The 20,396-nt window shown below is 32.9% G+C and carries 24 protein-coding genes and 1 pseudogene; 6 read left to right on the top strand and 19 right to left on the bottom strand.

Annotation, left to right across the window (positions count from 1 at the left end; genetic code table 11):
- Positions 1-73: 73 nt before the first annotated feature.
- Genes IGJ28_RS13030 through IGJ28_RS13000 form a run of 7 tightly spaced genes read right to left on the bottom strand, consistent with a single transcriptional unit; the run spans position 74 to position 6,585 of the window.
- The gene (locus tag IGJ28_RS13030) at positions 74-517 is read right to left on the bottom strand and encodes a PTS sugar transporter subunit IIA (RefSeq protein ID WP_003128381.1); all 444 of its coding nucleotides are present in this window, start codon (positions 515-517) and stop codon (positions 74-76) included.
- Between the two features lie 2 nt (positions 518-519).
- Positions 520-2,421, bottom strand: a complete 1,902-nt coding sequence (locus IGJ28_RS13025; protein ID WP_252711616.1) for a heparinase II/III family protein — start codon at positions 2,419-2,421, stop codon at positions 520-522.
- A 54-nt stretch (positions 2,422-2,475) separates the two neighbouring features.
- A complete protein-coding gene (locus tag IGJ28_RS13020; RefSeq protein WP_003128376.1) occupies positions 2,476-3,291 on the bottom strand; it encodes a PTS system mannose/fructose/sorbose family transporter subunit IID in 816 nt (271 codons plus the stop codon).
- On the bottom strand, positions 3,281-4,111 hold the full coding sequence (locus IGJ28_RS13015) for a PTS mannose/fructose/sorbose/N-acetylgalactosamine transporter subunit IIC (protein WP_003128374.1): 831 nt from the start codon (positions 4,109-4,111) through the stop codon (positions 3,281-3,283). Before IGJ28_RS13015 ends, IGJ28_RS13020 begins: the two co-directional genes overlap by 11 nt.
- Positions 4,112-4,124: 13 nt before the next feature.
- The gene (locus IGJ28_RS13010; RefSeq protein ID WP_003128373.1) at positions 4,125-4,625 is read right to left on the bottom strand and encodes a PTS sugar transporter subunit IIB; all 501 of its coding nucleotides are present in this window, start codon (positions 4,623-4,625) and stop codon (positions 4,125-4,127) included.
- A 17-nt stretch (positions 4,626-4,642) separates the two neighbouring features.
- Complete coding sequence (locus tag IGJ28_RS13005; protein WP_003128372.1) at positions 4,643-5,830, bottom strand: glycoside hydrolase family 88 protein; 1,188 nt, start codon at positions 5,828-5,830, stop codon at positions 4,643-4,645.
- A 2-nt stretch (positions 5,831-5,832) separates the two neighbouring features.
- Positions 5,833-6,585 (bottom strand): GntR family transcriptional regulator, encoded by a 753-nt coding sequence (locus tag IGJ28_RS13000; RefSeq protein WP_003128371.1) that lies wholly within the window; start codon positions 6,583-6,585, stop codon positions 5,833-5,835.
- 928 nt (positions 6,586-7,513) lie between these two features.
- Between IGJ28_RS13000 and IGJ28_RS12995 the strand changes: the two genes are divergently transcribed.
- Positions 7,514-7,789 carry a hypothetical protein gene (locus IGJ28_RS12995; protein ID WP_438845444.1) on the top strand — a complete coding sequence of 92 codons (276 nt, stop codon included), beginning with the start codon at positions 7,514-7,516 and terminating at the stop codon, positions 7,787-7,789.
- Between the two features lie 748 nt (positions 7,790-8,537).
- Here the strand turns inward: IGJ28_RS12995 and IGJ28_RS12990 are convergent.
- From IGJ28_RS12990 to IGJ28_RS12975, 4 genes are all read right to left on the bottom strand, one after another.
- Positions 8,538-8,915: a metal-dependent transcriptional regulator gene (locus IGJ28_RS12990; RefSeq protein WP_252711620.1), complete on the bottom strand. Its 378-nt coding sequence runs from the start codon at positions 8,913-8,915 to the stop codon at positions 8,538-8,540.
- Positions 8,916-9,092: 177 nt separating this feature from the next.
- Entirely contained in the window at positions 9,093-10,031 is a 939-nt protein-coding gene (locus IGJ28_RS12985; protein WP_228159956.1) for a metal ABC transporter solute-binding protein, Zn/Mn family, read from the bottom strand.
- A 15-nt stretch (positions 10,032-10,046) separates the two neighbouring features.
- A complete protein-coding gene (locus tag IGJ28_RS12980; RefSeq protein WP_228159955.1) occupies positions 10,047-10,886 on the bottom strand; it encodes a metal ABC transporter permease in 840 nt (279 codons plus the stop codon).
- Complete coding sequence (locus tag IGJ28_RS12975) at positions 10,887-11,618, bottom strand: metal ABC transporter ATP-binding protein (protein WP_228159954.1); 732 nt, start codon at positions 11,616-11,618, stop codon at positions 10,887-10,889.
- A 958-nt stretch (positions 11,619-12,576) separates the two neighbouring features.
- Between IGJ28_RS12975 and IGJ28_RS12970 the strand changes: the two genes are divergently transcribed.
- Complete coding sequence (locus IGJ28_RS12970; RefSeq protein ID WP_438845443.1) at positions 12,577-12,840, top strand: hypothetical protein; 264 nt, start codon at positions 12,577-12,579, stop codon at positions 12,838-12,840.
- A gap of 351 nt (positions 12,841-13,191) precedes the next feature.
- Here the strand turns inward: IGJ28_RS12970 and IGJ28_RS12965 are convergent, their stop codons facing one another.
- From IGJ28_RS12965 to IGJ28_RS12950, 4 genes are all read right to left on the bottom strand, one after another.
- Positions 13,192-13,395 carry a helix-turn-helix domain-containing protein gene (locus IGJ28_RS12965; protein WP_252711622.1) on the bottom strand — a complete coding sequence of 68 codons (204 nt, stop codon included), beginning with the start codon at positions 13,393-13,395 and terminating at the stop codon, positions 13,192-13,194.
- Between the two features lie 505 nt (positions 13,396-13,900).
- Positions 13,901-14,290: a family 1 glycosylhydrolase gene (locus tag IGJ28_RS12960; RefSeq protein WP_367178267.1), complete on the bottom strand. Its 390-nt coding sequence runs from the start codon at positions 14,288-14,290 to the stop codon at positions 13,901-13,903.
- 21 nt (positions 14,291-14,311) lie between these two features.
- Positions 14,312-14,506: a hypothetical protein gene (locus IGJ28_RS12955; RefSeq protein ID WP_252711623.1), complete on the bottom strand. Its 195-nt coding sequence runs from the start codon at positions 14,504-14,506 to the stop codon at positions 14,312-14,314.
- 30 nt (positions 14,507-14,536) lie between these two features.
- Positions 14,537-14,887 (bottom strand): family 1 glycosylhydrolase, encoded by a 351-nt coding sequence (locus IGJ28_RS12950; RefSeq protein ID WP_367178260.1) that lies wholly within the window; start codon positions 14,885-14,887, stop codon positions 14,537-14,539.
- A gap of 15 nt (positions 14,888-14,902) precedes the next feature.
- Between IGJ28_RS12950 and IGJ28_RS12945 the strand changes: the two are divergent.
- From IGJ28_RS12945 to IGJ28_RS12930, 4 genes and pseudogenes are all read left to right on the top strand, one after another.
- Positions 14,903-15,160: pseudogene (locus IGJ28_RS12945) on the top strand (hypothetical protein); the annotation flags it as partial.
- A gap of 70 nt (positions 15,161-15,230) precedes the next feature.
- Positions 15,231-15,410: a helix-turn-helix domain-containing protein gene (locus IGJ28_RS12940; protein ID WP_252711624.1), complete on the top strand. Its 180-nt coding sequence runs from the start codon at positions 15,231-15,233 to the stop codon at positions 15,408-15,410.
- A gap of 63 nt (positions 15,411-15,473) precedes the next feature.
- Complete coding sequence (locus tag IGJ28_RS12935) at positions 15,474-15,779, top strand: hypothetical protein (RefSeq protein ID WP_252711625.1); 306 nt, start codon at positions 15,474-15,476, stop codon at positions 15,777-15,779.
- Between the two features lie 66 nt (positions 15,780-15,845).
- Positions 15,846-16,124 carry a DDE-type integrase/transposase/recombinase gene (locus IGJ28_RS12930; protein WP_367178268.1) on the top strand — a complete coding sequence of 93 codons (279 nt, stop codon included), beginning with the start codon at positions 15,846-15,848 and terminating at the stop codon, positions 16,122-16,124.
- 138 nt (positions 16,125-16,262) lie between these two features.
- Here IGJ28_RS12930 and IGJ28_RS12925 read toward each other — a convergent pair whose 3' ends face one another.
- Genes IGJ28_RS12925 through IGJ28_RS12910 form a run of 4 tightly spaced genes read right to left on the bottom strand, consistent with a single transcriptional unit; the run spans position 16,263 to position 20,388 of the window.
- Positions 16,263-16,736 carry a PTS sugar transporter subunit IIA gene (locus IGJ28_RS12925; RefSeq protein ID WP_252711626.1) on the bottom strand — a complete coding sequence of 158 codons (474 nt, stop codon included), beginning with the start codon at positions 16,734-16,736 and terminating at the stop codon, positions 16,263-16,265.
- A complete protein-coding gene (locus IGJ28_RS12920) occupies positions 16,705-17,565 on the bottom strand; it encodes a Cof-type HAD-IIB family hydrolase (RefSeq protein ID WP_252711627.1) in 861 nt (286 codons plus the stop codon). The genes IGJ28_RS12925 and IGJ28_RS12920 overlap by 32 nt, the downstream gene beginning before the upstream one ends.
- Positions 17,558-18,688, bottom strand: a complete 1,131-nt coding sequence (locus IGJ28_RS12915) for a glycerate kinase family protein (RefSeq protein ID WP_252711628.1) — start codon at positions 18,686-18,688, stop codon at positions 17,558-17,560. Before IGJ28_RS12915 ends, IGJ28_RS12920 begins: the two co-directional genes overlap by 8 nt.
- Complete coding sequence (locus IGJ28_RS12910; protein WP_438845442.1) at positions 18,685-20,388, bottom strand: sugar phosphorylase; 1,704 nt, start codon at positions 20,386-20,388, stop codon at positions 18,685-18,687. The genes IGJ28_RS12915 and IGJ28_RS12910 overlap by 4 nt, the downstream gene beginning before the upstream one ends.
- Positions 20,389-20,396: the final 8 nt, after the last annotated feature.

Here is a 20,396-nt window from a genome sequence, read left to right as displayed (position 1 = left end):
ATGCTTCAATCGGAAAAACATTTATTATTACAGCTTATTCAATTTTGTACTATATTCGGTTAAGTGATTCTAATTAAATCCCATCTGAAAAATCCTCTGTATCATTTTTAAAGTATTCACTAATTGACTCTAATCTACTAATTCCGTCTTTCCCAGTTTGAAGCAACTGATTAACTAATTCTTGAGAACTTGACATTCCTAATCTAAGTATTGAACCTTCTACCAACATCGATAAGTTAGTACCTGAAACTATCTCAATACCACCTTGGTTCATTACTATTTCTGCAGCAATCTTGAATGGAGTTCCACCCAAAAGGTCTGAAAAAATAATTATTTCTGATACCTCTTTTTTAAGAGTATCAATACTTGCAACAATTTCATTTTTGAAAACTTCTAATGTCATTTCAGGTAAAAAAGGAATTACCTTAACCTTTTCTTGTTTTCCAGTAATCATTTCCATGGCACCGTGAATTCCCGGTGCATAAGCTCCGTGTCCTGTAATAATAAACCCAATCATAACTATTCCCCTAACTTTTTTCTGAAGATTTTGTGTTTCCCATATAATAAACGTCCTTGGTCCCCTAAATAAAGCTTATCGCCTCTAAAAGTATCATATGCACTGTGATAATATTCATAAACTTCTCCTTGATTAGTAGTCATTTTTACTCCAAAACATAACAGCATATCACACGGATCTGATTGATTATTTTGATAACAATCAACTTTTTCAACTTCCACTTGATTCCAAGGATAAAAACATTCATACGTCACTAAATTATTATTAAATGACTGTTCAAGCAATATTTCTTCATATTGCTCTTTTTCATTATATTTAGGTGACCATGTTTTCTTATTAATAGCCACGTCGGCTTGATTTCCAACAAGTAATGCAAATGGAGTTGACTTTAATAAAATATTATTTTCTTGTTTATCTAGCTGAAGATTATCTCCCATTTGGTAACGTGTGCTCAAAATATGGTTCCCAGGACAATCTGTTGTATTTACCACTAGGATAACCATTAACTTCTTAAAATAAATAATTGTTCTTTTGAAGATAACTAAATTATTCTCTTGCTTCCCATGCCAACTAATCTCAAATAATACATACTCCTTATCTTCAAAACTCTTATGAAAAATTGGTTCTGCCATCGTTCTATACGACCAAGATGAATCTATTTGAGTTAACGGCTTCCCATCAACAATTAATGAACTGTGACTAAACTCTTCTTTTAAATAACTTCTTAAAGGAACCTCAAGATATGTATACCTTCCTGGATCCTTTATTAGTTCTTTTCCTTGATAATCCAAAGTAATAGATCCTAAAGACCCGTGACCATGCCCACTACCATGTCGTCCATTAAATAAAGTTAAATAAATATTCGCGTCTTTATATGCTAGAAAACCACTTTCACCTGTTTCAAATAGATTGGGTAACAGTTTCTTCTTTTCTGTATTAATTTTTTTTCCAGTATAAAAAATTCCTGGTGTTTTATTCATATTTATATCCAAAAAACCTAATAATTCATAGATGCTGTAAACATATGTGAAATCCACTGCATCACTATCATGTAAAGATAATAAATTAAAAGCATGATCGCAATAATAATAACTAACGTTAATTGCTTTTTCTAAAATAGACTGTATATGTGCAGGGAAAGAATGTTCTAAGTAATAGCTATTTAACCATAATTGCAACATACAAATAGTAACTTCATGATGATACATGGGGCTTTGCTCCCACTGGATTCCATCATCATAAAATTGAATTTCAAGTGCCTCTGTTAAAGTTGTCCATGCCCATTCTTCTGTTTCTTTATCAACTAATTCTGGTAATAATTGACTAGTAGATAAAACTCCTGTTATAGCTAATACACCCCAGTTACTTAAGTAACTTTTGTTAGGAAAATTTTTTTTTAAGTAAATAATCTGTTTAATGATAGATTTTTCTAATTTAATTTTCTCTGTACTGGATAATTGATTAGTCAAATCAGAAATGTAAATAAAACTTTTCATCCAATTATTTAAACGTAACCCTACATCTAAACTTCGCCATACATGAGGACTCTTCTCTTGCCATTCAATAAAAGAAAAGAGATATTTTTTCCAAAGCTTAAAATACACTTCTTCTTTTGTATAAGCGTATAGAATTCCTAAGTCTACAAGATATCCATTACGACTAGCCATGTAACACCACTCTAAATCGCCATTTGGACTTTCTTCCAAATTAGTTAAGTCTAGGTTGTAAGGTGTGCTTACTGCTTCCATATCTAAGGAGTCATTAAATATAATTTGCCCTTTTTTTAAGTAATTTCCTCTATTAATAATCGTATCAAAAAAAATTCTATTTTTTGATACTTCCTCTTTTATAGACTGATTTTTAAAAAATTCATTATTATATTTTTCAATTAATTTAAAATCCATCAATAGATCCTTTCAAAAAAGGAGTTAATAAATTCTTTTAACTCCTTTTTAAGTTTATCCTAATATACCTAAAAGAGAACCTAAAATTCCAATCGCAAATAATAAAATTAACAAACGGTATGTTGACCAGTTACGTTTCTTAATTAAATAAAAAACAATAATAGTAAGTACAACAGGTAACAATTTGGGTAAAATCTTATCTAAAATTTCTTGAAGAGAGATAATTTGTTCTGTATCATCTGCCATTATAGAAGTATATTGAATAGGGATATTAGCTTTTACAAAGGTAGTAGAAAGCCCCGCAATTACTGTAACTCCAACGATGTTAGCTGCAGCAGATATTTTACTAATTTGCTCACTTAATGTATCAATAATACTTGTTCCTAATTTGAACCCTAAATATCCTGAAAACATTTTAATAACAAACATTGATACCAACATTGATACCCAGAATCCCATAGGAGCAAATCCTAAACCATCTAATGCTAGCCCAGCAAATATAGTAGAAAATAAAGGAGCAATCCCAAATTGTGCTAATGAATCACCAATACCTGACAGAGGTCCCATTAAAGCCATTTTAATACTTCGAGCATCTTCAATTTCTTCTCCATGATCATACATAGCCAATTGCATACTTGTAACAAATGGAGCCATATGAGGATTTACATTATAAAATTCAATATTAGCACCAGCTGTTTCTTTTAGTTTTTCTGGATCATCTGCATATATTTTCTTTAAGGCTGGTAAAATACTATACAAATATCCAGTTCCTTGGTAAACATTATAGTTAAATCCATTTTGCAAAAGATAAGACCGTAGTGCAGTTTTCATATAGTCTTTTTGTGTTAATCTGTTTTGTTTAGATTCCATTAGAAAAATCCTCCTCCGCAAAATTAGATAAGTCATGGTATGATTCTTTATCATTTTTTGTTTCAGTCTTATTTATTGAATCTTTATCTTGGTTTGCATAAAAAGTAATTAAGGCAAAGAAAGTTCCTACTAAAGCAATTGCCATTGTTGGCAATTCTAAGTATGCTGCACAAATATATCCGAGTAATGCATACGACATAAGTTTTTTATCTAGCATAACAGAAAGAATCATTGCAAAACCAATTGCAGGAATTAATCCGCCTGAAACTGAAAATCCTGTAATCAACCACTCTGGCAACGCTTCTACAAAAGCTTGTAAAGCTGGACGTGATACCGAGGCAAAGAAACCAATCGCACATCCAGTAACAAAGAAACTTACAAATGTCAAATTAGCTAACAAATTAAATTGTTTAAAATTACCTTTTTTAATTAAATTTCTTGCATTATTTGTAGTACCAGCAAATAGTGAGTAAAGCGCAGTTGTTACTAATTGAAACAGTACGGCAAACGGAAAGGATAATGCCAAGGCCGATTCTGGTGTTACTCCTTGGTCCTTCAAAGTAATTGCCATTATTGTACCTACAATACCAGGACCTACTGGATTAGGAGGTACTGTTCCTCCTGCTCCTACGCCAAATCCCATATAAGCAAGTTCAGCAATAGCCCCCATGGTAATAGCTGTTGGAATGTCATTTAAAACAACCCCAACAAAAAATGACATTACTAACGCACGATTTGTATAAATCCCCAACAATTGACCTGCATAGCAAAAACCAGTGATTAAAGCAATTAACAGTGCTTGTGTCATTGAAATATCCATATAATTTTTCTCCTTATCCTAAAATATTTTCCAATTTTTCTAGTGATTGTGCTCCATCACTTGATATTGGTGATGTTTTAGTGTTAAATGAGCATCCATATTTGTCTCGTAAAGTTCTTAACGACTCTTTATCCTCTTCACCTAAATAAATAAATTGTGAAATCTTCTCTTTCCCTTCTTTTGCATGAATATTCCCAACATTCACTTCCCCAACTGGAAAACCTTGTTCTGCTAATGTCAATACAGCTTTTGGAGATGACACAATCACAAAAATCGATTGACTAGGTAACGCTTTCCAAATTACTTTTGCTGTTCTTTCAAGATCCCAAAAACGTAAAGCTATATCTTGAGGAACAACTGATTTCATCAACGACTGTTGCATACTATCTGAAGATACTTTATCATCTGCACAAATAACTAAGTTAACACCTAAACTTTTTATCCACAGCTGTCCTTGCCCATGAATCAATCTTTCATCAATTCTAATCATCTTAATATTTGGCTTCTCATCCATTTACATTTCCCCCTTTATTACCAATACATTTTCCAGTCTTTATAAAAACGAATAAGTGCTTCTAGATAGTAGTAATCCCCCCATATATTTCCTTCATCTACTCCTTTACCACTGTGCCAAGAATAAACGCCATGATTTATTAATGCTACAGTTCCTTGACTCAACTGTTCTGTATAACCGTCAATTAAACTTTCTAATATGCTATGCTGTGCATAAGTATAAACTTGTTTTTTATCAAAAGATTCTGGTAAGTACTTGTTCATTAAATTCATCCCACAAACAGCAATAGCAGCAGTAGAAGAATCTCTTGATTGTTGTGATTGATCATCAAAAATCAAATCCCAATAACAAATTAAATCTTTTGGCAAACGATTTAAGAAGTAATTAGTAACTGCTTCATAACTAACAAAATCATCCTCTTTTGGTCTGAAATTATAATTTAACGCAATACCATAAATCAACCAACTTTGTCCACGTGCCCAACTTGAATCATCAGCGTACCCTTGACGAGTCCTTCCTCCAACAGGCTTTCCCGTTTCTGGATCAAAATAAAATGTATGGAATGCTGATGCGTCCTCCCTTATTGCATTAGCAATTGTTGTTTGATAGTGCTTATCCGCTACTTCACTATATTTAGGATCTCCTGTTTCTTCAGAAGCCCAATAAAGTAATGGGATATTCAATAAACAATCAACAATTAATCGATAATTATCTTTAGTTCCTAATTCTCCCCAAGCTTGTATAAACTTTCCTTTCTCTTGGTAGCGAGTCATCAACTTATCTGCGGCTAAAATACCTGCTTTTCTACCCTTTTTATTTCCTGTAAGTTTGTATGATGCTACACAAGAAGGCGAGAATAAGAAACCCATATCATGATGATCCACTGCAATATTTTTTTCAATTCTTTCTAAAAAGCTATCCACATGTTTATCTGCTAATTGTTTGTATTTTTCATCCTGTGTATATTCATAAGCTAACCACAACATTCCTGTCCAAAAACCTGTTGTCCATTCTACATTTTCAATTGTTTGATAACTATGGTTAATCGTATTAGGAGATGGAAAACGTTCACCTAGACGGCTCATGTTGTGATCAATCTTTTTAATAGCTTCTTCAATCGCTTTTTCAACTTTCTCTTTAGTCAATAAGCCATTATTCATAAAACGATGACTATCTTTTAAAACTTCAACATTTAACTTGTTCATACTTATATCCCTTCATATTCAATCTTAATTGCATAATGTTTGTAATGAATTAATGTCGTTGAAAATTCAATAGCTTTTTTATGATTATCAAAATAAGTTTTATTAAATTTAACAATCGGTAAATTTAATGCCCAATCAACATAAAGCATTTCTTCAGGAATTAAATTTAAAACATCACTTTCATTTGCTACTACACTAAACTTAATTTCTTGATTCATTGGTAATTGCTTTAATTGGCTCTTTTTTTTATACTCCTCTGATAAACTCCCCCCAGATTGTAATTGAACTATCATATCATCTGTTAACATTTCATCTGACACATAGCGAATTTGAATTTTCCAAATCAAGTCATCAATCATAGCTATTTGAACAATCTGAGTTAGACTTGCATCTTCTTTTAAATTCAATTTTTTTGCAATTTCCTTCTGTAGAACACTACGATAAAATTTTGTTATTGTTTTTTCAGTTGCTTCTTTAATAGTTTCTTCTGATTTCCTTTTAATAAAAGGCCCTAATTCATCAAAGTAAACTTTCTTATGACGTAAATTCCTTCTTACATACGTACCTTCACCTTGTCTTCTAATTAAATATCCTTCCAAAACTAAATCCTGCAAAGCTCTGACAACTGTCGTATTACTAACACCATAAATTCTCTTGAGTTCTCCTTCGGAGTAAATTTTTGTCCCTGTTTCAAATTCTCCAGTATTAATTTTCTCAATAATGTCTTGTTTTATTATTTCATACTTAGGTAACATTATTTTATCTTTCCCCTCTTACTTAACGTGTTGACTTAGCTAATAATACCACAAAAACCCACTTTGTAAACCCTTTTATTTCAAAAAAAACGTAAAAATCATAAAAGTTATAGCGTTATGTTAGCTGAAGCTTAATTAATAATCTTTACCATAAAAACTTAATATGTTTATCTAACATCAATATAGATGAATAATTAACTAATTAAAAATATCTATTCTACTTTATTACTTTCTATTTTTTTATAAATAAAAACTATAGTGAATTATTAGTTAGATAAGTTTTCTTGTAATAAAGTTTCATTGTCATCTTTAAGAATAATACAAATGACAATTATTTGACTTGATTGATGATATTTTAACACTCTAATACAACATGTTATGTTTCTATTATTTTTTCAAACTCTTTTTATAAAATTTCAACATCAATATTCTATTGTTTAATACTTAATTATGCTCAACTTACTTCGCTTTTAAGAATGATTTATAGATTAAAACTGGTAATTTGGCTAACAAAATATATCATGTTTATACATAAACAATTTATAATTGAACTATTTAAGTGAGTTGATGAAGGGCCTATGAATTGGGCATTCTAAATAAAATCAAAAACTTTTAGGTTTCTGATCACAGAAATATTGTTTAATTGAAAACTATAAAAAATGTTCATACCGCTTTTACCAAAGGAGGAACAAGAATTGTTGATCAGAGCCCTACCATTGTTAATTCTCGTAGCATTTTATATTATTACTATTAAAACAAGAAGTGCAAATAATATTACTAAAACAACTAAATACGTTTTCTACTTTTTTGTTCTTTTAGGAGGGGGAGCGCTCCTTTATATTGGATTTATTTTGTTGTTTTTTGGTACAAATTTTTGAAGATGAAAGGAAATTTATAATTATGAGAAAGATACTTGTTTTTTTTTGGAATGCTTTTTATAATACTAGTATTTAACCCTACAATTTCAGCTGTGGATGAAGAACACTCTAGTGATTCTGAAGTGCCACAATTTGCAGTAGAGTTACTAGAAAAGATCAATCAATATGGTATCAGTTTTAAAAACGATGATAGATATTTTGATTTTGAAGCTGCTATCGCTAAGCAAGAAGGAGATTTAATAATACAACCTGGTGAAGCATTTAACAGTATTAAAACAGAGAATGAAACTTCAACTTATTTAAGACTCAGAATACCCAGACTATAATATAGAAATTATTTTGGTCCATGCAAAAAAAAGAAGAATCCTATTGATGATTTAGATAGAACATGTAAGGCGTGTGAAGGTTGTTACAAGTGGGGTGGAATAATACAACATGTGTAATAAGGATTTATGTAAAGCATTAGTTCCTGTTATGCAATTAGCATAATAAAACACTACTAAACTTGTTTACTCTACTGCTGTGTATAAATATCTTAGCTGTGGAAAACTCTTATAATAAAAGAAGAAACAAATCCTTAGTATTTGTTTTCTTATTTCTTTTGGAAGTAAATTATGAAAAATAAAAAAGCATCTTACTCATAATATTAAGTTTAACTTCTGTTTGAATTATTTTGCTTATAAAGGAGAATGTATTATGGAATTTACTAACAAAATGGCTGATTATCGTGTTACTTTGGCTACTAACTCAAACTAATTTATTGTTTTTCTAAAAATGTTGAAACTAGAAGCACAATTGGTATAACTATTGAAAATACACTACATGAAAATGATTTGATATTTACAATTCTATTTAGTATAAGCTAAATATCGTCATTAACAATAAAAAAACTCCTTTCGATCTGATATGCGGTTGGTAGCCAACTATCAGTATATCCAAAAGAGTTTTTTATCGCTAAATTTACTTCGTCCGCGCTTAGAAATGCGCGTTTTTTTGTTTCGCACGCCTAGCGAGCAAAACTGAGTAAAGTATGAACAAAAATTATATTTTAAGATTAATTACTTGAGCTTCAGATTAATGCAATACATACTCCTTACTTTTTATATATAAATCAAGTTTTTTTAAAAACACCGGGTTTTTAATCTGGATAAATTCTTCCATAATATTTTCTATTTCTATTTCAGAGCAACCTAATTGATACTTTAAAAATGCTGTCATAATCTGACATCTCTTTTTCAGTTCCCCTAGTTCTTTCTTTCCTTTATCGGTTAAAATTATCCCTTTATACGCAACACACTTAACCATGCCAGTATCAGATAATCGTTCAACCATCTCTGTAACCGATGAAGGCTTAACGTTTAAATATTTAGCAATTTGACTATTCTTTACGATCTCGTTTTGAGCACTAATCTCTTCAATAACTAATAAGTATTTTTCTTGAATTGGTGTCAATCTTAATCAGTACTCCTCTCATATATACTTCCGAGAAAACAACCTCAGTTGCTTTTGCAGTCGTTAGTACCCAAGCATTATCTATGAATATAAATGCTATAAAAATCTTTTGTTTTAAATTTGTGTTTCATCATAGAAAAGCAATTCGAATCAACTGAAATAGAAAAAACAATTAAACTAGTAAGCTAAACCATCATGTATCTTGTCCAAATTCCATTTCATCATGGTGTAATAAGTATCGCCTTCCTCCCCTTCTTTCGCCAAAGAATCGGTAAAAATTTTGGAATAGATTTCTAAACCAGTTTCTGCTGCGACCTTTTCCATTGATTTTGGCGAGACGGAGGTTTCAACAAATAGATGTTTAACATCTGAAGCTTCGATCTTTGCTAACACAGTTTTCATTTGCTCAGGAGTGCCCTGTGCTTCTGTGTTAATCTCCCAAATATAAGCTGGAGTAACATGGTATGCCTTAGCAAAATATTTAAATGCCCCTTCTGATGTCACAAGCAAGCGTTGTTTTTCAGGTATATCAAGAAACTTTGATTGTGCCTCTTCATGTAAATGTTGCAATTTTTCTATATAAAGATTCGCATTCTTTTGATAAAAATCCGCATTCTTTTCATCTTTTTCTTTTAATACTCTCGTTATTGTCTTAACATACTGAATACCATTAGCTAAATCTAACCAAGCATGAGGATCTTCTTCTGCTTCATTAGTCGTTAGATGTAGTGGAGTAACTCCTTCACTAGCAGCAAAAACATCCTTCTCAAATTCCTTATGTGCAGTTTCTACAAGTTTTTTGAACCATCCGCTTCCCCCTGTCTCCAAGTTCAATCCGTTATGAAATATAATTGTAGCATCGGTCGCTTTAGAGATGTCTTCTGGGCGAGGCTCATATTCATGAGGGTCAACCCCTCTTTGAACAATACTATATAAATTAACGCGATCTTTAGCCACATTTTTTACCATATCTTCCAAAATAGAATTAGTAGTCACCACACTAATTTTACTGTTCTCTCCTGATTGCCTAGATTCTTCACTTCGACTATTAACGAAGAAAATTACTCCCCCTACCACTAATATCATAGTTGCTACGGTTAAAAATATTTTTTTCATATTATCGCCTCATTTCTATTTTTTAAAGTATATTAGTTTTTGTTTTGGAGAAAATATAAAAGAGATTAAGAACATTCCCGCTGCTACAATTACAATAGCAGGACCAGAAGCCCAATTAAACGTATAGCTAAGATAAAGACCACAAATCGACGCAATGACTCCAAAGATTGCAGAGAAAACTAACATTATATTTAAACGATCGGTCCAAAAATACGCTGTGGCTGCAGGAGTAATCAACATAGCAACTACCAAAATAATACCAACTGTCTGTAAGGCAGATACAGTAACTAGCGTTAACACAAGCATTAAACTATAATGAATCAACTGAGTGTTTAAACCATATGTTTTAGCAAAAGTTTCATCAAAAGACGTAATTAGTAACTCCTTATAAAAAACTTGAACAAAGATAATCACTAAAGCTAGCACAATAGCTGTTGTAATAATATCATTGTTACTAACAGCTAAAATATTACCAAATAAAATATGATGCAAATTAGTAGAACTTTCCGCCATAGAAATTAAAATAAAACCCAAGGCGTAAAAAAAGCTAAAAACTACACCGATTGCCGTATCCACTTTGATTTTACTATGAGAAGCAACATAACCAATTAACATAGCTGCTAAAACTCCAAAGACCGAGGCACCAATTAAAATGTTAATCCCCAACATATATGCAACTGCAACACCTGGTAAAACAGAGTGTGAAATAGCGTCCCCCATCAGTGACATTCCACGCAAAATAATAAAACTACCGATAATTCCAGACATAATCCCTACCATAATGGCGGTTATTAATGCACTTTGTAAGAAATCATACTTTGCCATTGCTTGAAAAAAATTCATGACAGAATCCATCTAACGTACCTCCTTAAACAATACTGAGGATAAATCAGCACTAAAAGCTTTTTCAATATTTTTAGAGTTATAAACTTCTTTTGTTGGTCCATAATCTATAATACCGTGGTTCATTACAACCAACTCGTCGAAATAATCAAACACTTTATTTAAATCGTGGTGCACTACAATTATTGTTTTATTTTCATTACGCCATTGCTTCAAAATTTTCATGATAGCACCTTCACTTTCCAGGTCAATTCCCACAAAAGGTTCATCTAAAATAACAATCTCGGCCTGCTGCAAAATAGCTCTAGCTACGAAAACTCGTTGCAATTGTCCACCAGACAAATTGCCTATTTGACGGTGACTATATTCACTCATATTTACTTTTTTTATTGCATCCTCACAAGCTCTTCTTTCATTCTCTCGAGGCGTTTTAAATAAACCTAGTTCTCCATAACTTCCTGTCAACACTAATTCATACACATTAATAGGGAAGGTAAGGTCCAAATCTTTCCGTTGTTCTACATAAGCAATTTTTTTTTGAACTTCTCTAATATTTTTACCATTGTAATTACAACTTCCTTTTTTTGCCTTTACAAGTCCTAATATTGCTTTAATTAGTGTTGATTTCCCCGCTCCATTCGGGCCAATAACCCCTGTGATTTTACCTGAATTGAAATGTACAGATAATTCATTGAATACTGGAAAATCACCATAAGCAACCGATAGATTATTAATTGTTATCACAAAAACCCCTTCTTTCGAATTGTAAATAATAGAAATTTATATTTGTAAGGATAACCCAATATAATTTTTTTGGCAAGCCTTATTTTTAGTTAAGCTTTCTCAAACTCCACTTGACAGCATATCCTACAGAAGAAAAAATGTATTAAAAACAAAGCCTTATGCAAAAATGATTTTTTCTAACCAGAATTTTTAAACTTCTGTTTGTTATCATTATTAGAGTAAACAGCATCATAATCTTGTTTTAATTAATGAGATCATCAGCACTTCTTAATTTTTCACCCCCCTATTCTTAATGCTATTTTAATTAGCTGCATTAAACTAAATAGAAAAATAATATGTTCAAGAAAAATTCATTTCAAAAGTTCCGCTAAGATTTCCTTTACAATTTCAAGTTTTAATGGATCGCGATAACATAACAAATAATAGCCTACGCGTGAGACATTAAGGCAACGTCAAGGCATAGCCTGTTTTACACAGCTTCAAACTAGAGGTTGAGGGTGTCTACCTTATGCTCTTTCTTTATTTGAACCTATTTCTATGATTTTCCAATCTGCAATCAGAGATCTATGCTCTTATTTTGAAATTACTTAAGGAGGAAACTATGAAAGAAATTGTTGTTCGATTCGAACATGATGAGAAATTTACGTATCTTGCTAGAAGAGCAAAAGAATTGTCCGAACGATCTGGATAAAAATTTCAATGAATCAATTGATCACCATGATTATTGCAGATGATATGAAAAAATATTAATCTCAAAATAGAGAAGTCGACATGATTAAAGATAATCTGGATGATTTCAAATACGGTTTACAAAAATGCATCGACATGAATAATGTGCTTTTGTATCGTGCATTTGAAGCGGACGGTATTTAAATGAATGAGATGGTCACCTGACACAATCTGCTGTCTCTTGTATAAACTTAATGAGCTTTTTTTCATTTCGTTTGATTCTGAGTATTTGAAATATATGGATCAGAAAGATAAGAAAGTTCATCAAGAAAAAGATCTTTCTGACTTTGGAACGACCATGACGAATGACGATCCTAGTCAATTATTTGAAGGCTACTTAGATTATATGGATAGAAAAAATTCGTTACTTGCTCAATCAAAATTTATAACTGAAGAAAGAGTATCATTAGATGAAATCAAACAACATCTCTTCGAATTTCAGATTTTATCAAAAGCACAAATCGAAACCATGCAAAAGGAAACAAAAAAATAAGATCATTGAATACGGGAATGATTGGTTTTACCAATGATGATCTGACTCAAAAAGAAGTTGAGCAATACAAAAATTTATTCGATCGAGTAAACAAAAACGAATCTATTTTCTCACAAAATATTGTATCTTTCGATACAAAAGCATTAATTGAAGTAGGCTTTTAACATCCTTACTCAAATGAATTGAAACGAAATGTCTCTCGTGCTTCATCAGATGATCAGCGTAATCCATAAACATAGGCGCATTCATCCTTTAAATTTCTTGATAGAGTTTAAGCTAGCTGTCTATCATAGGAAACTTGCCCAACATCAGCGAATAAGTATAATACTGGTACTCATAAACTCTTCCTTTTCACCTTTGCTTACGGATCTGCCCGAAAATCCCATATTTAATTTCCGTATGAATGGTCTGATAGGAACGTCCAAGATACTCAGCGATTTTGTTTCCAGACATTGGTTTATCTAATGATTGAAACGCCTCAATTTTCAAACCCTCCTCATAAGTAAGGTGTTTTCCTTTGCGTGATTCTATTGTATTCTCAATTTGCATCCTCATGATTTCATCCTTATTGATTGGTGTATGAACCTCAATAATAAATAAAATTTTGCGGTGTCGTTTTTTTATTTTACTAGGTGGCTAAGTTTATTAAAAAATCCGTCAAAAAATGTCAGTAGAAAATCCATATATTTTCCATCAACACTAAATATTGAAGAACCAATAAAAGTCGCTGTTAACTATTACCATCTCGAAAAACACACTGAAACTGCCTAAAATATTTCTTAGTTCTTGCACTCACTCTGGCCCAAAGAGTGAGTGATTTTTTGTTTAACAAAGAGAAGAGCGGATACGCTGGGGTCCCATTGACTCCTTTGTACTGCTATTTAGAACCTTGATGTCTATCTTTTAGAGTTACAACAATTTCTAAAACAAAAACGACCTGTATAGTAACAGATTGCGATATGATGTCCTTATACTTTGACTATACAACGATTACTCAAAAATTTATTCCGCTCTTTGACTAATTATTACTAGTTACCTAATTCTGTCCCATTACTCTCAATTACTCGTTGATACCAAGTGAATGATTCTTTCTACGCTCCAGTATTCCACACTCCTCATCATCTTTATACACATAGATTTTTTTCATTTCACCTGTTGTAAATGATACGGCATCAATGCATCCCCAGTCGGTATAACCAATTATATCTGCACCATTGAGTTCGATGGCTTTTTTCATTTCACGAATGCATGCTGCTAAATACTCGATTCGGTCATTATCTTGAATAACGGCTTTTGATTCATCATCTACTTTACTAAACCCATTTTCAACTATAAAAATTGGCCGTTCATACCGTTCATAAAAAGTATTCAACGTGTATCTCAACCCTACGGAATCAATGATCCAATCCCAATACGTTGTTTTAAGATCAAGATTAGGTTTACTCCCAATAAAAACAGCATCTGTTTTATCTTATTTCTTAGTACCGTCTACTACGTGAAAGACATAATAACTAATACCGATAAAATCAACACTTCCTTCTTTTAAATCGATAGGATCCCCATCAGTCATTTTTACTTGCATTCCATTTGCTTCCCATTCTTTCAAAGCGTAATTCGGGTAATGAGCTCTGATAAACACACCTTCACAAATTGTTCGAGAATCCATCGCCTGATTCGCTGCTAACTGATATTCTGGTCAACAACTATAAGGATATATTGGATTCCATGCAATCAAGCATCGTACCTGCAGAGGAGGATACTTTTCTTTCTCAAACCTTTTAAACTTGGCACTTGCAACTAATTCATTATGTAGCGCTTGGTATATTATTTCTTGTCTATTATCTTCTGACTCAAATAAAAGACCCGAATTCGTATAGGGAAATAGAAAAAACTCTGTATTCATTTGGTTGTGGATTTCATTAAACGTTAGCCAATAGTTAACTTTTTCATGGCATCGGTTGATCACTGTATTAGCATGTCGTACGAAAAAATCAATTAATTTATGATTTTTAAATCCCCCGTATGCAGTGACTAAATGATAGAGCATGTCAAAATGGCTAGTTGTCCTAATTATCTTGAATGTAAATTTACATTCAGGATAATTTTAAAAAGAAAAAACTAACTAAAATAAACTTAAAAAATTATTGCAAGGAAAAGAAACCCTTGTTAAAGAAATCAATAATAAAGATAAAAAGAGTTATAATGTCGTCACAAAAATCGGAGAAATGGAGAAATGGGGTATATTGATTTTATTTCTTATGAAAAACGAATTCTTTTTTTAAGTTATAAAAAAAAGTGTACACATGACAATGGGAACTGACACTATAATTAGATACAATTAAAAAAGAGCACCTCAAATTTAGTAAAATAAATTTGGAGGTGTTTTTCTAATGGCAAAGCATAATTATTATCCTTATACATTAAAAATTCAAATTGTTGAGCGTTTATTGAAAGAAGAGTCAGCTTCTTCTCTTCGAGAAGAATTTAATATTCCAGGAAGAGGGACTATATATAATTGGAAAAAATGGTATTTAAGTGGAGAATTTCATCGCTTAAAAGCTTCTTCATGACGCCCCTCAGAACAAGAATTTTCTCTTTCTAAAGTTTTAGAGGAAAAGGAGAAGGAGTTAGAATTGTTAAAAAAAATTTTTTTCAAAAGAAAGGTGGTGACAAAAGAAAATATTGTTTATTTCATTGAAAAGCACAAAAATCAGTTGTCAATCTCTAAGCTGACAGGGTTGTTTGGATTATCAAGAAGCACTTTCTACAGGAATAGAAAGCTCATATCAACAGGAATGACATCTATAGAGGAACGAATTCATCAATTAGTTCAAGGGAATCATTTTCTATTTGGGTATCGCAAAATTTATGCCCTTTTGAGTTGTGAATTTGCAATAGGTATCAATAAAATGGTGCGTATCATGAAACGAAGAGGCTGAAACTGCAGAGCAAAAGTTAAAAAATATCGTCATACCGGATCGCAACATAAAGCTTTTGACAACCTTATCCTAAAGGATTGGACCACCAAGCAACCTTTACAGAAATTAACAACAGACATCACTTACCTTCCTTTCGAAAATAGCATGCTATATTTATCAACGATCATGGCTACATTCAATAGTGAAATTGTTGCGTACAAAATATCCGCGCACCATGATACAAAATTAGTAATTGACACATTCAATCAACTAAGGGAACTCCCAAGACAGGCTATTTTGCATAGTGATCAGGGATCTACGTATACAGCAAAAAAATTCTGTGACTTAGTAAATCTAATCGTATGACAGAAACGCTTATGAGTCGTTTAAGCGGTCAAGGTTACAATTTAGTGATTTAGATTTATATTGAATATCATGATTAACGCTCATTATCAAACCAATTTCTTGATTTGATAATGAGAGAAAACTTTTATAAAGTAATTATTATTTTACAGTTGCCGCAACAGTTTTATTTGTTGCCACTCCTTCGTTGACGGAAAGTTGCAAGTCGACTTGCTCAGGAAAAGCCACAATCACTGTGTTGTTCTTAGCATTATTTTTTAAAACTTCTAAGTCCACTGACAAGAGCATATCCCCTGTATTGACTTTTTGCCCTTCCGTAACAAGCAAGTTAAAGCCCTCGCCTTTAAGAGCCACAGTATCTAATCCCACATGTATTAATACATGAAGACCATTTGCTCCTTCAATCGTCAAAGCGTGTTTAGTCGGAAAAATTGAATTGACTATGCCACTGATTGGAGAACTGATTTCACCATTAAAAGGCTTAACGGCAAAACCTTCTCCCATCATTTTTTGGTTAAAAACCGGATCTTCTACCTCTTCTATTTTGATTATTTCACCATTTACTGGTGACAATACTTCTGTATCAGTTTTCTTTTTTTTTAATACACCGAACATTTTGTTCACTCCTAATTTGCTTTTTTGTGGAATCAATGATTTGATCAAACTCATTTAAAACGCCACTTTGATTGTTGGATTCAATAATTTTATCGGCAATCGCTTTTACTTCTGTTTTCCCATTTGCTACCACACAACCATGACCAACTCTTTTAATCATGGAAAAATCATTTAGATTATCTCCAAAAGCAGCAACCTCTTTAAGAGTAAGTTGCCAATAATCTGCCAAAACTTTAATGCCCACATCTTTTCCTGAATGGACATTTACTAAATCAATTGCTTCATGACCAGAGGTCATAGCTAATAATTCGCCGTCAAAAAAAGAGTTGAGCTCTGCTTCACATTGATGCACCTTTTCAGGAGCAAAATTGAAAGCAAATTTATAAATTACATCCTGCACTTCGTTATAGTCTACAACTTCCACTAAGTTACAATAGAAATAATGGGCTTTTTTGAGATATTCTACCGGAGCATTTTGCTTAATATAAGCCGCCTTTTCGCCAGACATAACCAAACGGTAGCCATCGAAAATAGCTTTGCTTTCAATTAATTGTAAAACTTTTTTTAATTTTTTAGGTTGAATCGGATTTTGATAAATCAGTTTTCCTTGATCAATTACTTTAGCACCATTTTCTGAAATAAAGGTAATTTCATCTTTAATATCTGGGAAAAAGGAAATCAGATGTTGGTATTGATTTCCTGATGCCACCACGAATTTAATGCCTAATTGCTTCATTTCTTGATACTGATTCATAAATCTTTTTTTATCATAACACTTTTGATCGTTTAGGAAGGTACCATCCATGTCCACAACAACTGCTTTAATCATGATAGCTAACTCCTTCCAAAAATAAATTAACCAACTCTCTACCCGTGATACCAATATTTTGTAATGTATTTTCTCTATTCATGGCTTCACTAAGGTTAACTGGCCCCAAATGAATGGCATATGCTCCTGAAACTAAAGAAGCCATAGCACCAATCTCTACACTTCTTTTTCCACAAATGGCAAAGACAGGTTTTCCGTTTTTTCGGGCTAATCTGGCAACACCAAAAGGCACCTTGCCTTTTTCTGTCTGCGCATCTAAGCTACCTTCTCCGGTGATGATTAAGTCCGCTTGAGCAATTTGTTCTTCTAGACCAATCAACTGGCTAACGGTCGCAAATCCTGGTTGAATTTTTCCGCCAAGAGCCAAAATTGCCCCGCCTAGTCCACCAGCAGCTCCTGCTCCTGGTGTGCTGGCAATATCAGTTGAACTATAATTACTAATATCTTTGGCAATCACCGCGGCAAGACGATCCATTTCGTTAAGTAAATCTGGGGTACCGCCTTTTTGAGGGCCAAAAATCATGGAAAATCCTTGCGCACCCACATACGGATTCGTAACATCTGCCAGTGCAATTAATTCAACTTTTGCCAACTTCGCTAAAGCATTCTCTAGTTGAATAACTTTCGTGGAAAATAATGGATTTTGTTGCTCTTGGGTTATTCCTAATGCGCCCATCCCAGCTAAGAAGCCTAAACCACCGTCAGAAGTTCCTGAACCGCCCAGAGTGATGATAATTTTTTCAATCCCTTGATCTACTAATTGAGATACTAGAATACCTAGTCCTAAAGAAGTTGTCTTACGAATCGTTTCTTCGCTGGGATTAATCCGGTCAATACCAAGAATCATGGCAGATTCAATAATCCCAGTTTTTTGCCCTTCAAAGTCGGTAATCAAATACGGAGCTTTGATCAAAGCTCCTGTTAAATCAGGAACTTCCGCGCTTAAAAGCCCTCCACCTAGTGATTCTCGGATAGCTTGTAACGTTCCTTCACCACCGTCTGCAATGGGAATACTTATTTTTTCAGTAATCATTGGGTGATTTACTGCCGTTAAAAGTGCTTCATTTAATTCTTTTGACGTGGCACTTCCTTTAAAAGAATCAATCGCAGCTAACAATTTCATAGCTTTAAACCTTTCTTAACCCAAGCATAGCCATAAGGTGCTAATATTAAGTTACCTGAGATTAGCTCATCTGTGATGACATTTCTTCCAACTACATTATTAATGGTGATCTCTCGATTGCTAACATTGGTATAAGAAGTAATTTGCTCTTGGCCTTGACCTCGTTTAATGGCAAAAATTTCTGGAGCACTAGCTAAGACTTCCTGCTCACCATAAGGATCAAAAGCAGTTTCTTGTTTACGAATCTCAATCAAATCAGAGATGCCAGTAAAGATTGCTTTTCGATAAGGGTCAGTTCCTAATTGTATTAATAATTGGTTTTCCTTTAATTTCTCCCGATTAATGCGTCGATTGATACCAGAAGACTCTGCTCCAACAAGATCATTTTTTGAGCCAAAAATCGAATGATAGTAAATAGCCGGAACACCGATTACAGATAACAGGATATGATGTGCGGCTATCATTTTCTTTGGTGTGTCTGCTTCGTTTTTTACATCTTTTAACGCTTCACTGTAGTTAATGTTCATTTCATATACAGATTGACTACCATCGGGATTATTTTTGTAAGATACTTTTCCGCCATTTTCCGTGACCCGTTGCACCAATAATTCTCGGTCTTCATCCGTTAAGATACCTTCTGTTGGTCGCAAACCAATTCCATCGTGGGACGCTAAGAAGTTAAAATACGTTGCGGTGTTAGATACTTTGTGGATTCCTTTAGCCCAATGAGATAACTTACTAGCATTGCCTGTTATAAAGCTGTACAACACAAGTGGTGGTAATGGGAATTGATACACTTGATTAGCTTCATTGTCTCCATCTCCAAAATAACTAATATTATCCACATGAGGTACATTGGTTTCCGTAATAATTTGAACATTCGGCGCTAGCTCATCTAGTAACATGCGCCATAGTTGAATAATCTCATGAGTTTGAACCAAGTGCATACAAGTTGTACCACTTTCTTTCCATAAAAAGCCAATAGCATCCAGACGAATGGAATCTGCTCCTCGTAAAGCATATTCCAATAAAACTTCTGTCAACTTACCCAAAGTAGCTGGATCTTTGGCATTTAAATCAACTTGGTCCTCACTAAAAGTCGTCCAAGCCTTAAGCACCTTTCCTTCCTTATTTTCATACTCATGAAATAAGGGTGAAGTTCTTGGTCGCGTCACATTGCTTGTATCAAAGTCTGAATCGTATTCAATAAACGCTTTGTCAAAGCCATTTTCTTTGTTTAAGAAGTCTTGAAACCATGGACTAGATTTTGACATATGATTAGCCACAAAATCAAACATCAATCGTTTGTCTTGGGCTAGATTTCCAATATCCTCCCATGAGCCTAAATCAGGATTAATGGCTAAGTAATCTGTAACAGAAAAACCGTCATCACTAGTATAAGGAAACATCGGCAACAAGTGAATATCCGAGATACTATTGGACAATACTTGACGATAAACCTCATTTAAAGTCGCCAAAGGTGTCTTATCCTCGCTGATAAAACTATCCCCATAAGTAATCAAGTAGACATTCTCTTGGCTAAGACGATTTGTCTGTTTAAAGGTTTCTTTGCTATACTTAGCTAAAATTGCTGTAAAAATTTTCTTTGCAGTCTCTTGCTCTGACTTTATAGCATAAATGTTGGTAATTTTGTCGTAAATTTTCTTTTTTATATCCATATTTGTTCTATATCCTTTCATATGAGGTG

This window comes from Enterococcus sp. AZ091, assembly GCF_051714805.1.
Classification (GTDB): domain Bacteria; phylum Bacillota; class Bacilli; order Lactobacillales; family Enterococcaceae; genus Enterococcus_D; species Enterococcus_D gallinarum.
Note: the sequence above shows the minus strand (reverse complement) of the source record. Positions and strands in the feature narration are given on the sequence as shown.